The organism is Acuticoccus sediminis (assembly GCF_003258595.1).
GTDB classification, from domain to species: Bacteria; Pseudomonadota; Alphaproteobacteria; order Rhizobiales; family Amorphaceae; genus Acuticoccus; species Acuticoccus sediminis.
The window spans coordinates 1,122,211-1,137,883 of the sequence record NZ_QHHQ01000002.1; the positions used below are offsets into that span (position 1 = coordinate 1,122,211).

Below are 15,673 nucleotides of genomic sequence, written 5' to 3' on the forward strand. Positions count from 1 at the left end.
CGAGCTGCACCGACAAAGATCCGGGCCGGGAGGAGACATCGCGGACACGCCGGGCTCCGGGCCGGGCGCGCCGTTTCCCTGTCCGACATCCGCTCGCGGCCACTCGCGCGAGGGCGGTGTGCTCGTGTGCCGCGCCGGAGGCGCGCCGACGAGACGAGAAGAAGACAAGGCCAGAGGAGGACACCCATGAAGTTCGTTGCCATCACCACGGCCGTCGCCGCGCTCGCGTTCGCGACCCCGCTGGCGGCGCAGTCCGTCGAGGACTTCCCGACCAAGCCGATGACCTACATCATCCCGTTCAACGCGGGCGGCGAGTCGGACATCTCGGCCCGCTACCAGCAGTCCGAGTGGGACGCGGTCACCGGGCAGGACGTCGTCATCCAGTACCAGCCGGGCGCGGGCGGCGCGCAGGCCTGGTCGCAGCTCAACTCGATCGAGGGTGACGGCTACACCGTCATGGGCATCAACCTGCCGCACACCGTGCTGCAGCCGATGGCGGGCTCGGTCGGCTACAAGACCGAGGACCTGACCCCGGTCCACTACTTCCACTACACGCCGAACGCGATCTTCGTCGGCAAGGACAGCGAGTTCAAGACGCTGGAGGACCTCGTCGAGTACGCGAAGGCCAACCCCGGCCTCGTCACCTTCGCCGGCTCCGGGTCGAACTCGGCCAACAACCTCGCGGCGGTGCAGTTCAACGAGCTGGCCGGCGTGATCACCACCTACGTGCCGTTCTCCGGCACCGGCCCCTCGATCACCGCGATCCTGGGCGGGCAGACCACGGCCGGGTTCAACTACGCGACCTCCGGCGTCAACCAGGGCGACGAGATGCGCATGCTCGCCGTCGCGGCCGACGAGCGCATGCCCGCCTTCCCGGACGTGCCGACCTTCAAGGAGCTCGGCTACGACCTCGTCGGCGGCGCCTATCGCGGTGTCGCGGTTCCGGCGTCGACGCCCGAGGACCTGCGCCTGCGCATCTCCGAGATCGTCTCCGAGATCAACCAGCGCCCGGACTTCATCAAGAAGATGGAAGACGGCGGCTTCGTGCTGACGGACATCGGCTACGAGGAGATGCCGGCCTTCATCGAAGAACGCGTGAAGGAATATACCGCCGGCGCCGAGGCGCTCGGGATCAAGAAGTAACCCAGCGCATCGACCCATGGCGATTCTCGGCTACCTCCTGGGCGCGCTGACGCCGTTCAACCTCATGCTGGCGCTCGCCGGCGTGGTTCTCGGCACCATCGTGGGCGCCCTCCCCGGGCTCTCCGCGACCATGGCGGTGGCCGTGCTCGTCCCGTTCACCTTCACCATGGATCCCGCCGCGGGCCTCATCGCCCTCGGCGCGATCTACACCGGCGCGATCTACGGCGGCGCCTACGCCGCCATCCTCGTCAATACCCCGGGCACCCCCTCCGCCATCGCGACCACCTTCGACGGGTTCCCGATGGCGCGGCGGGGCGACGGCGGCCTCGCCATCTCGCTCGCCACCATCGCCTCGGTGGTAGGCGGCGTCGTCGGCGCGATCAGCCTCCTGCTGCTCGCCCCGCCGCTCGCCAAGGTGGCGCTCGCCTTCGGCCCGACGGAATATTTCTGGCTCGCCATCTTCGGCCTGACGCTCATCGCCGCGCTCTCGGTCGGCAACACGCTGAAGGGGCTGATCGGCGCGTGCCTCGGCCTCTTCCTGTCGATGGTGGGTGTCGCGGTCGTCGGCGGAGACGTGCGCTACACGCTCGGCATGCAGCGCTTCCTCGGCGGCGTCGACCTCACCTCGGCGATCATCGGCCTCTACTGCATTCCCGTCATCCTCGACCTCGTCGCGACGCGCGACCCGCATCTGCAGCCGGCGGAGACCGGGGGCCTGCGCCTCGGCGAGAGCTGGCGGATGGCCTGGGCGCAGAAGTTCAACGTCATCCGATCGTCGATCATCGGGACGGTCATCGGCATCCTGCCGGGCGCGGGCGGGTCCATCGCCGGCCTCGTCTCCTACACCGAGGCGCGGCGCGCCTCGAAGACGCCCGAGCGGTTCGGCAAGGGCGCGCCGGAAGGCGTCGTCGCCACGGAGGCGGCCAATAACGCGACGGTGGGCGGCGGCTTCATCCCGACGCTTGTCCTCGGCATTCCCGGCACGCCGCCGGACGCGATCATCCTCGGCGCCCTCCTGGTGCAGGGGATCAAGATCGGCCCGACGCTGTTCAGCACCGAGGCCGGCGTCGTCTACACCTTCATCTGGGGCCTCCTGATCGCGACGCTGCTGATGCTCCCGGCGGGGCTGTTGATCGGCCGCTACGCCTACGGCTCGATGATGAAGATCCCGAAGGCGGTGCTGGCGCCGACCGTGGCGCTCCTCACCGTGATCGGCTCGTTCGCGATCCACTCCAACGTCGACGACGTGCAGACGATGGTCGGGCTCGGCCTCATCGCCTGGGTGCTGGCGCGCTACGGCTTCGCCCCGTCCCCCATCGTGCTGGGCCTCGTCCTGGGGCAGATCGCCGAGCAGGGGTTCGTGCAGACCTACCTGATCGGCAACGCCTCCAACCGGCTGAGCGAGATGTTCTTCGGCCGGCCGATCAGCATCGGCATCATCATCGCCGCCGTCGTGACGCTCGCCTATCCGATCCTCGCCGAGCGCCTCGCGCGGCGCAGGGCCGCCCGCACCGCCGCCGCCACCCCGGCGGCAGCGGCACCCGCGGCGGGCGCGTCGGCGCGCGGGCGGGACGTGCCGGGCATGATCCTCAGCGCGTGCTTCGTCCTCCTCGGCCTCCTCATCGTCTTCGGGGCGCGCGGGCTCTCCGCGCTCGGCTCGGTGTTCCCGACGACCATCGGCCTCGCGCTGATCGTCTTCTCGCTCGCCTTCATAGGCCTCGGCCTCGCCGGCCGCACCGCCGCGCCGGCGCCGCGGGCGGAGGGCGAGGGCGGCGCGCGGCACCGGATCGCGCTCGCGGCGATCATGGTCATCTGGGTCCTTCTGCTGCCGGTCGTCGGCTTCTTCGTGACGAGCCTCGCCGCGTTCTTCGTCATCATGGCGGTCGCCGACTACGACCGCCCCGGCTGGCGCACCTGGTTCGTCTGGATCCTCGCCGGGACGGCGATCGTCGCCGGCTTCTGGTGGCTCATGTCCAACGTTTTGCTGCTGCGGATGCCGGCCGGCCTCCTCTTCTGACTTCGGAGAACTCATGCGAACGCACAAGATTGCCGCGATACCGGGCGACGGCATCGGGGTGGAAGTGGTCGACGCCAGCCTCGAGGTGCTCGACGTGCTGGCGAGCCGCGACGGCAGTTTCGCCCTCGACGTCGAGCACTTCGACTGGGGCACCGACCGCTACAAGAAGACCGGCGCCTTCATGCCGGCCGACGGCGCCGACCAGCTCCGCGCCTTCGATGCCATCCTGTTCGGTGCCGTCGGTGCGCCGGACGTGGCCGACCACCTCACCCTGTGGGGCCTGCGCCTTGCCATCTGCCAGCCGCTGGACCAGTACGCCAACGTGCGCCCGACCCGCGTGCTGCCAGGCATCAGGAGCCCGCTGCGGCACGTCGAGGGGCCGGAGCTCGACTGGGTGATCGTGCGCGAGAACTCGGAGGGCGAGTATGCCGGCCAGGGCGGCCGCTCGCACCCTGGCCTGCCGCTCGAGATCGCGACCGACGTCTCCATCTTCACCCGCGCCGGGGTGGAGCGGATCATGCGCTTCGCCTTCCGCCTCGCCCAGTCGCGCCCGCGCAAGCTCCTGACGGTGGTGACCAAGTCCAACGCGCAGCGGCACGGCATGGTCCTTTGGGACCAGATCGCCGCCGAGGTGGCGCGCGACTTCCCCGACGTCACCTGGGACAAGATGCTGGTCGACGCGATGACCGTGCGCATGACGCTGAAGCCCGGCTCGCTCGACACCATCGTCGCCACGAACCTCCACGCCGACATCCTCTCGGACCTCGCCGCCGCGCTCGCCGGCTCCATCGGTGTCGCGCCGACCGCGAACCTCAACCCGGAGCGCGAGACGCCGTCGATGTTCGAGCCCATCCACGGCTCGGCCTTCGACATCACCGGCAAGGGCATCGCCAACCCCGTGGCGACGTTCTGGACCGCGGCGATGATGCTCGACCACCTCGGCGAGAAGCCCGCCTCCGAGCGGCTGATGCACGCGGTGGAAACCGTGACCGCCGATCCGGCGCTGCACACGCCCGATCTCGGTGGTAAGGCGACGACGCGAGACGTCACCGACGCGATGATCAGCGCGATCCGTGGCCGCAACGACTGACAAGGAAGACCCATGCGTGACAATCGGCTGAAGATCGCCGTCATCGCCGGAGACGGCATCGGCAAGGAGGTCGTCCCCGAGGGCCTTCGCGTCCTCGAGGCGGCCGCCAGGAAGTACGACGTCGACCTTCAGTTCGACGAGTTCGACTTCGCCTCCTGCGACTACTACGCCAAGCACGGACGGATGATGCCGGAGGACTGGAAGGCGCAGATCGGCGGGCACGACGCGATCTTCTTCGGCGCGGTCGGCTGGCCCGCCACGGTGCCGGACCACGTCTCCCTGTGGGGCTCGCTGCTGCACTTCCGCCGCGACTTCGACCAGTACATCAACCTGCGCCCCGCGCGGCTGATGCCGGGCGTCTCCTCGCCGCTCGCCGGGCGCGGGCCGGGCGACATCGACATGTGGATCGTGCGCGAGAACACCGAGGGTGAATACTCGTCCGTCGGCGGCAAGATGTATCCCGACACCGACCGCGAGATCGTCATGCAGGAGACGGTCATGAGCCGCGTCGGCGTCGACCGCGTGCTGCGCTACGCGTTCGAACTGGCCCAGACGCGGCCGCGCAAGAAGCTGACGTCGGCCACCAAGTCCAACGGCATCGCCATCACGATGCCCTACTGGGACGAGCGGGTGGAGGAGATGGCGAAGAACTACCCGGACGTCACCTGGGACAAGTACCACATCGACATCCTGACCGCGCACTTCGTGCTCAATCCGGACCGGTTCGACGTGGTGGTCGCCTCCAACCTCTTCGGCGACATCCTCTCCGACCTCGGCCCCGCCTGCACCGGGACGATCGGCATCGCCCCGTCCGGCAACATCAATCCGGAGAAGAACCATCCGTCCCTGTTCGAACCGGTGCACGGCTCGGCGCCGGACATCGCCGGTCTGGGCGTCGCGAACCCGATCGGCCAGATCTGGGCCGGCGCGATGATGCTGGAGCACCTCGGCCATACCGACGCCGCCGCCGGCATCCTCGCCGCCATCGAGAGTGTCCTCGCCGAGAAGGCTCTGCGCACGCGCGACCTCGGCGGCGCCGCCGACACGGTGACGTGCGGCAAGGCCATCGCCGACGCCCTCGCCTGACGTCCGACCAACCGACGACCGACACGCCAAGGACCCGAACATGCGTATCACCGAGATCCGCGAGAAGACGGCTTCGATCGCCTCGCCGATCGCCAACGCCTACATCGACTTCTCCAAGATGACCTGCTCCGTGGTGGCGGTCGTCACCGATGTGGTGCGGGACGGCAAGCCGGTCGTCGGCTACGGCTTCAACTCGAACGGCCGTTACGGCCAGGGCCCCCTGATGCGCGACCGGTTCATCCCGCGCCTCATGGAGGCCGACCCCGCGACCCTGATCGACGAGGCGAACGACAACCTCGACCCGTTCGCGATCTGGGACACGATGATGAAGAACGAGAAGCCGGGCGGTCACGGCGAGCGCTCGGTCGCGGTCGGCACCATCGACATGGCCGTGTGGGACGCCGTCGCAAAGATCGCCGGCGTCCCCCTCTGGCGTCTGCTGGCGGACCGCTACCGCGGCGGCGCCGCCGATGACAGCGTCTGGGTCTACGCGGCCGGCGGCTACTACTATCCCGGCAAGGACCACTCCCAGCTCAAGGCCGAGATGCAGGGCTATCTCGACCGCGGCTACGACGTGGTGAAGATGAAGATCGGCGCCGTCCCGCTCGCCGAAGACATCGAGCGGATCGAGGCGGTGCTCGAGGTCGTCGGCGAGGGACGTCGCCTCGCGGTCGACGCCAACGGCCGCTTCGACCTTGCGACCGCCCTCGCCTACGCCGAGGCGCTCGAGCCGTACGGCCTCTTCTGGTACGAGGAGGCCGGCGACCCGCTCGACTACGACCTGCAGGCCAAGCTCGCCGGGGTCTACAGCGGGCCGCTCGCCACCGGCGAGAACCTCTTCAGCCACCAGGACGCCCGCAACCTGCTGCTTTACGGCGGGATGCGGCCGGACCGGGATTTCCTGCAGTTCGATTGCGCCCTCTCCTACGGCCTCGTCGAATACCTGCGCACGCTGAAGGTCATGGAGGAGCTCGGCTGGTCGCCGCGCCGCGTGGTGCCGCACGGCGGCCACCAGATGTCGCTCAACATCGCCGCCGGCCTCGGCCTCGGCGGCAACGAGAGCTATCCGGACGTCTTCCAGCCCTTCGGCGGCTTCGCCGACGGCATCGCCGTCGAGAACAGCCAGGTCGGTCTGCCCCAGATCCCCGGCGTCGGCTTCGAGGCGAAATCGAAGCTGATCGCGGTGATGCGCGACCTCGCCTGACCCTCGGACTCGCGGCACCCCTTTCGCCGCGAGCCTCCCCGCCGCACCCTCGGGCTGGACCCCTGTCCAGCGATCCAAGCGAGTTGAACGCACCGATCCGGTCGCGTCGATGCGGCTTGCGCGTTATTTGCATGCAGTCTTCACCGCGCCGGCCGATCGGGTAGTTTGGCGCGCACTCGAGGTTTGGGATTCGGTTTCATGGACGCAATGGCACGACTGACGGCGATCGTCGGCGGTACGATGGTTCTCCTGCGGCGCAGGAGCGCCCCGAAGACCCATGCGATCGGGCAGACGCCGGCCATCCCCGAGGCGAAGACGCAAGGCATCATGACGCTGAAGATGCCCTCCGCGCACGGGTGGGAGCCGGGACACCTGCCGACCGTCGCGCCGGGCCTCAAGGTCAACGCCTTCGCCGAGAAGCTCGACCATCCCCGCTGGATCGAGGTGCTGCCGAACGGTGACGTGCTGATCGCCGAGTCCAAGCAGCGCCCGCGCCCGCCCCGCAGCTTCATGGACCGCGCCACGATCGCCACGATGGCGCGCGCCCGGGCCATCGGCGACAGCGCCGACCGCATCACCCTGTGGCGCGACGCGGACGGCGACGGCGTCGCCGAGACGCGCACCGTCTTCGTGGAGAACCAGAACCAGCCGTTCGGCATGGCGCTCGTCGACGGCACGTTCTACGTCGGCAACACCGACGGCGTCGTCGCCTTCGACTACCGGGACGGGATGACCGCCCTCGAGGGGCCAGGTCGCAAGATCGTCGACTTCAAGCCGGGCGGCCACTGGACGCGCAGCCTCATCGTCTCGCCGGACCGCACCAAAATCTACGCCGGCGTCGGCTCGCTCACCAACATCGGCGACAACGGCATGGAGGAGGAGGAAGGCCGCGCGGCGATCTGGGAGATCGACATCGCGAGCGGCAAGGCGCGCGTCTTCGCCTCCGGCCTGCGCAACGCGGTCGGCATGGCCTGGGAGCCGACCACCGGCGCGCTCTGGACCGTCGTCAACGAGCGCGACGGCCTCGGCGACGAGACGCCGCCCGACTACCTCACCTCGGTGCAGGACGGCGGCTTTTACGGCTGGCCCTACTGCTACTGGGGCAAGACCGTCGACGACCGCGTCCCGCAGGACGCGGCGATGGTCGCGAAGGCGATCCAGCCGGACTACGCCCTCGGCGGGCACACCGCCTCCCTCGGCCTCTGCTGGATGCCGGCGGGCACGCTGAAGGGGTTCGGCGACGGCATGGTGATCGGCCAGCACGGCTCGTGGAACCGCTCCACGCTGTCTGGCTACAGGATGATCTTCGTGCCGTTCGAGAACGGCCGACCGTCCGGCCCGCCGCGGGACATCCTGAGCGGCTTCCTCTCGGCGGACGAGAAGCTCGCCTATGGCCGGCCCGTCGGCGTCGCCATCGGCGCCGACGGCAAGTCGCTGCTCATGGCGGACGACGTCGGCGACATCATCTGGCGCGTCACCGACGCCTGAGGTCCGCCGAACGCGGACACGCCGGCCGCCCCGCGGCGACCGGCCCGGGGCGCGCCGGTCAGAAGCGCACGTCGAGACGGGCCATGCCGCCGACGCTGGTCGAGTGCTCGGAGAAGGCCGTGTCGCCTTCGAGCGACAGGGTGACGTTCTTGCCGAAGCCGACCTTCACGCCGGCCGAGAGGGCCGCGGCGAAGCGGTCCTGGTCGAGCACCGACTGGAGGCCGTCGAGGCTGCCGGCGACCGCGTCGACATGGTTGGAGACCACCTTGTGGTCCGGGTCGGTCAGCGAGGTCGGCACGCTCGCCCGGACGTAGGCCAGCACCGGGTTCTTGTTGACCTCGAACGCCCGGCCCACCTCGAGCCCGGGAGTGAGGTAGACGTTGGTCTCCTCGACCGCGTTCATCCGCCAGTTGGACGGGCCGGACCCCTTCTCGGTGTAGCTGTCCTGCCAGTTGTGCGTCAGCGCCAGCGCCACGGAGGGCTTGGCGTAGAAGCCCGCCTCGTTCTGCAGCGTCGCAAAGATGCGACCCTCGCCGGACAGGAACCATGCATTGAAGTTGGACGAGGCGCGGTAGCGCGTGCCGCCGCTGGTGTAGAAGCGGGAATAGTCGAAGTTCGACAGGCCGCCGGCGATCGTGCCGGAGACGGTGAAGATGCCGATCTCGCGCTTCAGCGCCGCGGCGATCCCGTAGACGTCGGCGTCCTGGTCGAAGTTGTCCCCGTCGACCCAGAGGTGCTCGTACTGCGCGCCCACCTCGAGGAAGGTCCGGTCGAGGATCTCGCGCTGCCCCGCCACCGCGAGGCCGAGCGTCTTCTCCTCGTATGACGGCGCGCGGTCCATGCCGGAGTGGTGGCTGTATCCGCCGATGCCCTGCGCCCAGGCGCAGTTGTGCTGGCTGAAGAGGCGCTCGCCGCTGCGCGGGTCGATGGTCGGGCAGCTCTGCACCAGGTCATGCAGGGCCAGCGCGCTCTTCACCGAGCGCGCGGACGCGATCAGGCTCTCCTCCGGCGAATGCTCCTCGTAGAGCTTTTCGAGCGCCCGGCCGGTCCTGGCGTTGAGGAAGTCGTTCGCGGCCATGTCGAACGCGTCGACGAGGCTTGCCGGCATCGCCCCGCGTCCGCCGTTCACCGCCCGGTTCTTGGCGATGAAGTAGTCGGCGTAGTCCGACGCCGTCCCGCTCAGGCTCACCCCGCTCGACTGGCCGGAATAGTCGATCTTGTAACCGGCATCGAGCGTCGAGGCGTTCGGGCTGATGGTCCACACCGCGGTCGGTGTCGTGAGCGTGTAGGGCGTATCGGTCGCGGTGCCGCTGTCCGTCATCTGGACATCGCCGCCGTTGAGGACAACGAGCTCCAGGGTGCCGGTGTCGCCGTCCTGCACCCCGGTGCCGCTGACCCAGTTGAACGCGATCGACGGGGCCTCGACGCTCGCCGTCGCGGTGGTGCCGGACGGTTGCGTGATGTTGATGACGTCGCCGTCGACATTGTAGCTGCCGTCGTCGAGCTGCACGCCGCCGACGTCGACCGAGAACGTGCCGCCGGCGACGCTCGCGAAGCTGTCCGTGACGATCGTCGAGGTGCCGATGGTGCCGAAGCCGTAGGCCGACATGGAGCCTTCGTTGAGGAAGGACGCGCCGAACTGCGTGCCGAGGCTCACCTTGTCGCCGAGCGAGAGCTTGCCGCCCGCCGCATTGTGCAGGCTGTTGACGTGGCCGTCGCTGAGCTGGATCGCGCCGGAGAGCGTTCCCGTGTTGGTGATCTGCAGCGCGCCGCCGTCCGAGTGGATCACGTAGGCCGTGCTCGACGCGCTCGTCAGCGTGCCGTTGTTGGTGATCGTGTTGGAGTAGCTGACCGTGCCGTCACCGGCGAGGATGCTGCGCCCGCCCAGAAGGCCGATGACCTCGGCCACGTTGGCGTCGGACGAGGTGACGGAGGCGTCCTCGTCGATGGTGATCTGGACGATGCCGCGGCCGTTGGTGTTGCCCTGGCTGTCGTTGGTGCCGCTCTCGGCCGCCTGGGCGAGGATCGCGCGGCTGCCGCTGCCGGCCGCCGTCACCGACCCGCTGACGGTGATGCCGACGCCGCCGGAGTAGCTGGCGCCATCGTCGCCGGAAACGCTCTGGGCGAAGATCGCCACCGCATCGTCGCCCTTGACCCCGACGGAGCCGTCCACCGTCACGGTGACGACGCCGCCGTCGCCCGCTCCGCTCTCGCTGCCGATCCGGCCGGTGCCGTCGCCTTCGGAGAGCTCGCCCTCCGCGCCACCCGCGCCGCCCACCGACTGGGCGAAGATCGCGTGGGCGTACTTGCCGGACGTGGTGACGGAGCCGCCGGTCTCGACGGTGACCGTGACAGCACCGCCGGCGCCGCCGACGACGGTGCTCGAATCGTCGTCGCTGCTTGAGCTGTCGCTGGAGGAGTCGTTGTCGCTGATGACGCCGGTGCCGATGACGGACGGGAGCGCGGTGAGCTCCGCGGCGAGGACGGTCGCGACGTCGCCGCCGGAGCCGCCGCCGCCGCCCACCGACTGCGCGAAGATGCCCATCGCCTTCGCGCCCCGCGTGGTGATCGCGCCGAAGTTGTCGACCGTGACGGAGCCGCCGGCGCCGCCGCCGCCGCCCGCGCCGCTCACGGTGATCGTGTCGACGAGGCCCTGCGAACCGGCGCCGCTCGCGCCGCCGCCGCCGCCGATCGACTGCGCGAACACTGCGGCCGCGCTTTCACCGATGGTGGAGAGGGTGCCGTTGTTGGTCACCGTGACGTCGCCGCCGGTGCCGGCCGCACCGTCCTTGCCGCCGATTTCGATGTCGTGCTTCTTGATCGAGCGGGCCTTCTTCTCGGCCTCTTCCTCGCTGCCGGTCAGCTTCTTGTAGTATTTCTTCAGCTTCTCGTAGTTCTCTTTGACCTTCTTGACCTTCTCGCCGTCGTCTTTGATCTTGGCGATCCAGCCGGTGGCGCCCGCCTTGCCGTCGCCGGCCACGCCGCCGCCACCGCCGACCGACTGCGCGAAGACCGCGTGCGATGCGACGCCGCTGGTCACGACGCTGCCGCCGTCGGCGATGGTGACGCCGACCGTGCTGCCGTTGCCGGACGCGCCGCCCGACCCGCCGACCTTGACGTCGAGGTCGAGGCCGGACTCTTCCGGCTTCTCCTCGTCGCCGTCGGGAAGGCTCGTGTAGCCGGCCGTGTAGGCCCCCGAGCCGCCGCCGTCGCCGCCACCGCCGCCGATCGACTGGGCGAGGATGCCGTAGGACGTGTCCTGAAGCGTGGTGATCGCGCCGGAGTTGGAGATGGTCACCGCCGCAGCGTCCGCCCCCGTCCCGCCCGCGCCGCCGATCTCGAGGTTCGCGTTGACGTTGACGTAGTTCTCCGACTGCGACGTGATCGAGCCGAAGTATGCCTGTCCGGCACCCGCCGCGCCGCCGTTGCCGCCGATGGACTGGCCGACGATGCCGTAGGAGTTGCCGCCGATGGTGGTGACGTTCTGGCTGTTGGTGATCGTCACGGTGTTGGCGACGGCACCGTCGCCGCCCGCGCCGCCGATGGTGGTGGTCGTCTGGATGGACGTGCCGGTGCCCAGCATCAGCGTGCCGGCATAGCTCGACCCGCCGACACCGCCGTTGCCGCCGATCGACTGGCCGAAGATCGCGTGCGAGAAGTCGCCGGTGGTGGTGATCGGCGCGGCCTTGCCCGGACCCGTGGTGTTGATGGTGACGGTGTTCGCCTGGCCGCCCTGCCCGCCCGCGCCGCCGACGGACACCGTCGCCGCGGCGGTCGCATCGAGCGAAACGTCGAGCGTGCCGGAATAGACCGAGCCGCCGGTGCCGCCGTGCCCGCCGACCGACTGGGCGAGGATGCCGTAGGCGCCGTAGCCCCTGGTCCCGATCGCGCCGGTATTGTCGACGAGGACGTAGTCCGCCGCGCCGCCGGCGCCACCGTCGCCGCCGACCGAGAGGGCGACCGAGCCGGATACCTCGCCGCCCGTCACCGTTCCCTGGACGAGCATCCCGGCCTGTCCGCCCGATCCGCCGATGGACTGGGCGAGGATGCCGTGGGACGTGTCGCCCGCGGTCGTGATCTTCGACGAGTTGGTCACGTGGACATGGCCCGCCGTGCCGCCCGCGCCGCCCTGGGCGCCGACCGCCGTCGACAGGTTCGCGACGTCGATGGAGCCGTTCACAGTCAGGCCGCCCGCGCCGCCGCCGCCGCCGATCGACTGCGCGACGATCGCCGAGGACTGCGAGCCCGAGGTCGACAGCGCGCCCGAGTTGAAGACGTCGGCGTAGTTGGACGTGCCGCCGGCGCCGCCTTTGCCGCCGTGCGTGTAGCTCATGTTGAGGCCGACGCTGCCGGAGATCGTCGTGCCGGACAGGCCGCCGCCGCCACCGATCGACTGGGAGACGATCGCGCTCGCGATCTCGCCGCTCGTGGTCACGGTATTGTAGTTGTAGACCTCGGTGTAATCGGCCGTGCCGCCGTTCCCGCCGCCCTGGCCGAGCGTCACGACGCCCAGCGAGGTGCCGAAACCGCCGTTGGCGGTGTCGCCCGAGCGCCCGCCGCCGCCGGCGATGCTCTGCGCCACGATACCGGCGGAGTTGTCGCCGAGCGTCGTGACGGTGCCGTGGGAGTTGACCCGGGCGGTGGACGCGTTGCCGCCGTTGCCGCCACTCTGCCCGTGCTGCTTGGTGAAGCCCGGCAGTTTCAGGCCGCTCTGAAAGTTGAAGGTGTTGCTCGACTGGCCGCCGCCGCCGCCGACCGACTGGACGAGGATCGCGTCGGAGGACATCCCCTTGGTGGAGATGTCGGCCGTCGAGTCGAGGTAGGCGAAGTCCGCCAGGCCGCCATCGCCACCGCTCGCGCCGAGTTGGGAGCCGAAGGTCACGCCGGCGCTGATCATGGTGGACGACCCTCCGGAGCCGCCGCCGCCGCCGATCGCCTGCACGACGACACCGGGGGAGAGGTCGTTGAGGGTCGTGACCGACGTGCCGTTGAGCGTGACGCTGACGCTGCCGCTCTGGCCGCCGGCCGCCGCCGCGGTGCTGCCGCCCTTGTTCGAGTTGAAGGTGAGGCCGACCGAAATCACCGTATCGTCACCGCTGCGGCCGCCGCCGCCGCCGATCGACTGGGCGAGGAAGCCGACGGAATTCGCGCTGTCGGTCTGGATGGTGTCGGACGCCGAGCCCGTGTAGGTGACGTCGCCGCCCGAACCGCCCGCGCCGCCCTTGCCGCCGACCAGATGGTTGAAGGAGGCGCCGGACGTCAGCTCGAACGAGCTGCCGCCCTTGCCGCCGCCGCCGCCGATCGACTGGATCACGACACCGTCCGAGAAAGCGCCCTGCGTCGTGACCGACAGGGCGTCGGTCACGGTGACCGTGACGTTGCGCCCGTCGCCGCCGCCCGAACCCGATCCGCCGATGTCGATCAGCCCGCCGCTCGACGAGGCGCTGCCGCCGCCGCCGCCGATCGACTGCAGCTCGATGCCGGCCGAGCTCTCACCGGTGGTCGTGACGGAGACATTGTCGATGGTGAGGCTGACGGCGTTCGCCGCGACGGAGGAATCCGGGCCGCCGTTGCCCCCTGCCGCCCCCGAGCCGCCCAGTGCGACGATCCCGGCGGCCGAGCCGCCGGCGCCCCCGCCGCCGCCGATCGACTGCAGGCTGATCCCCGGCGCGACGGCACCCGAGGTATTGAAGGTCGAGTTGGTGAGGGTCGCCGACACCGCGCCGCCGTCGCCGCCGGGTCCGCCCGTGCCGCCGAGGCCCTTGAGCCCGTCGCCGCTGCCGCCGCGACCGCCGCCGCCGCCGATGGACTGCGCCCGCAGCGCGGCGGAATAGTTGTCGGTGGTGGTCGCGGAGGTCCCGTCGTCCGTCGTCACGGTCACCGTGCCGCCGGCGCCGCCGCTGAAGCCGTCGGCCCCGTAGGCGACGAACCCGGCGCCGCTGCCGCCCGCGCCGCCGAACCCGCCAACCGACTGCACCAGGATCGCGTCCGCTTCCTCGCCCGCGGTCGAGACGGTCGCGCTGTAGAGGTTGAGCGTGACGGTGCCGGCGATGCCGCTGCCGGCACCGGCGCCGCCATGGTCGCCCGCGAACGCGCTCGACCCGGAGCCGCCCTTCCCGCCACCGCCGCCGACGCTCTGCAGGACGATCGCCGACACGATGTCCGGCGTCGCCGCGATCGTCGTGGCGGTCCCGCTGCCGGAAACGCCGACCGTCAGGGACACGTCGCCGCTGACGCCGCCGTCGCCGCCGGCGCCACCGTAGGCGGACTTGAAGCCGCCATAGGCATGGCCGCCGGTCCCGCCCGTCCCGCCCTGGCTCTTGCCGTAGATGACGGCGAGCGGAAGGCTGTCCGGCTGCGTCGTCTTCAGGATTCCGCCGCCAAGGAGGTTGATGGTGACGTCGCCGCCGGCGCCGCCGGTCCCGCCGAGGCCGCCGTGCCCTTCGCCCGTGTTCGAGTCGCCCTCGCCGCCGTTGCCGCCCGTGCCGCCGGTCGAGATCGCGGCGATCACCGGCTGCGTGCCGGCGACGATGTTGATCACGTTGCCGGCCTGGATGTCCAGCGTGACGGTGCCGCCGTCGCCGCCGGTTCCGCCGTCGCCGCCGTAGGCGTCGTGGAAGCCGGTGTTGTGGCCCTCGCTGCCGTTGCCGCCCGAGCCGCCCGTGGACGTGACGTCGATGCCCTGCAGGTCCCCGACTCCGGACGCCTGGAAGGCGTAGGCCGGCGCATCCTCGGCGCTGACCTCGTGGACCGTGAAGGTCATGTTGGTGGCGGTGGTCGCGGCGCCGCCGTCCGTGCCGTGCGTGGTGTGGGACGAGCTCTTCACCTCCTTGGGGGAGTTGCCCGCGCCACTGGTTCCCTCGAGCAAGGCGATGCCCTGGGGGTTGTCGATGCCGTAGCCCTGGTCGAACGTCATATCGACGGTCAGGTCGCCGATGCTGCCTTGGTCCGGATCCGACATCTCGATCCATTCGAGCGCCACGAAGCTGTCCTGCGTGGCCGGGATCGGACCGGTGACGTTCTGGTAGACGATCGACGACACGCCGATGCCATCGGCCACGACCTCGTCCTGGGTGGGGATGTCGTTCCCCTCGCAGGTCAGCGTGTTGCCCGAGACCGAGCAACCCGCCCACGCCGGGGCCGGGACCCCCATCGGAACGATGGCGAGGAGGACACCCGCGAGCGCCGTCGTCGAGAGCAACGCCCGCGACCCGGACCGGTCACGGTCGACGGGCCGGAGCGAGGGGGTCGGGCCGAGCCCGGATCGGGTGGACATGAAGGATGCCTCGGATCGAAAAGCGGTCGCCTGGCGCTCGCCTCCCGACAATCCCGAAGTGACGACGGCCCGTTCGTGGATTTCTTCTTTCCACGAACAGTAAAATTGCCATCGAATTCAGGAACGTCACGATGCGACGCGCTCTCGAGGCAATGTCCACAATTCTGTCTCAAAGATCTCCAGTTATTACATATGAACGACCGGAATCGTACGATGTGAGATGGAATTGCAACACAGCACTATAAGGCATGCGCCGACGACCTCCCGTCCACTTGACCCCGCGCACTCGTGAACCATGCCGGTTCCGGCCGGAAAAACCTTGTCATCGGCGGGACTTATGACCGGATGAACCGCGAGGCGTGGCAGGAA

Annotated in this window: 7 protein-coding genes; 6 read left to right on the plus strand and 1 reads right to left on the minus strand. The window is 69.9% G+C overall.

Annotated elements, in window-relative coordinates:
* Positions 1-186: 186 nt before the first annotated feature.
* The 6 genes from DLJ53_RS13005 to DLJ53_RS13030 all read left to right on the plus strand — a co-directional run bounded on the left by DLJ53_RS13005 (position 187) and on the right by DLJ53_RS13030 (position 8,028).
* Positions 187-1,143: a Bug family tripartite tricarboxylate transporter substrate binding protein gene (locus DLJ53_RS13005; RefSeq protein ID WP_111345747.1), complete on the plus strand. Its 957-nt coding sequence runs from the start codon at positions 187-189 to the stop codon at positions 1,141-1,143.
* 16 nt (positions 1,144-1,159) lie between these two features.
* Positions 1,160-3,160: a tripartite tricarboxylate transporter permease gene (locus DLJ53_RS13010; protein ID WP_111345749.1), complete on the plus strand. Its 2,001-nt coding sequence runs from the start codon at positions 1,160-1,162 to the stop codon at positions 3,158-3,160.
* A gap of 13 nt (positions 3,161-3,173) precedes the next feature.
* Positions 3,174-4,250, plus strand: coding sequence for a tartrate dehydrogenase (locus DLJ53_RS13015; RefSeq protein WP_111345751.1), 1,077 nt, complete (start codon positions 3,174-3,176; stop codon positions 4,248-4,250).
* A gap of 12 nt (positions 4,251-4,262) precedes the next feature.
* The gene (locus DLJ53_RS13020) at positions 4,263-5,336 is read left to right on the plus strand and encodes a tartrate dehydrogenase (RefSeq protein ID WP_111345753.1); all 1,074 of its coding nucleotides are present in this window, start codon (positions 4,263-4,265) and stop codon (positions 5,334-5,336) included.
* Between the two features lie 40 nt (positions 5,337-5,376).
* Complete coding sequence (locus DLJ53_RS13025) at positions 5,377-6,540, plus strand: mandelate racemase/muconate lactonizing enzyme family protein (RefSeq protein WP_111345755.1); 1,164 nt, start codon at positions 5,377-5,379, stop codon at positions 6,538-6,540.
* A gap of 240 nt (positions 6,541-6,780) precedes the next feature.
* Positions 6,781-8,028, plus strand: coding sequence for a PQQ-dependent sugar dehydrogenase (locus DLJ53_RS13030; protein WP_244935076.1), 1,248 nt, complete (start codon positions 6,781-6,783; stop codon positions 8,026-8,028).
* Between the two features lie 58 nt (positions 8,029-8,086).
* On the opposite strand, the gene DLJ53_RS36390 is transcribed toward DLJ53_RS13030, so the two are convergent.
* Entirely contained in the window at positions 8,087-15,304 is a 7,218-nt protein-coding gene (locus DLJ53_RS36390) for an autotransporter outer membrane beta-barrel domain-containing protein (protein ID WP_146619945.1), read from the minus strand.
* Between the last annotated feature and the right edge of the window lie 369 nt (positions 15,305-15,673).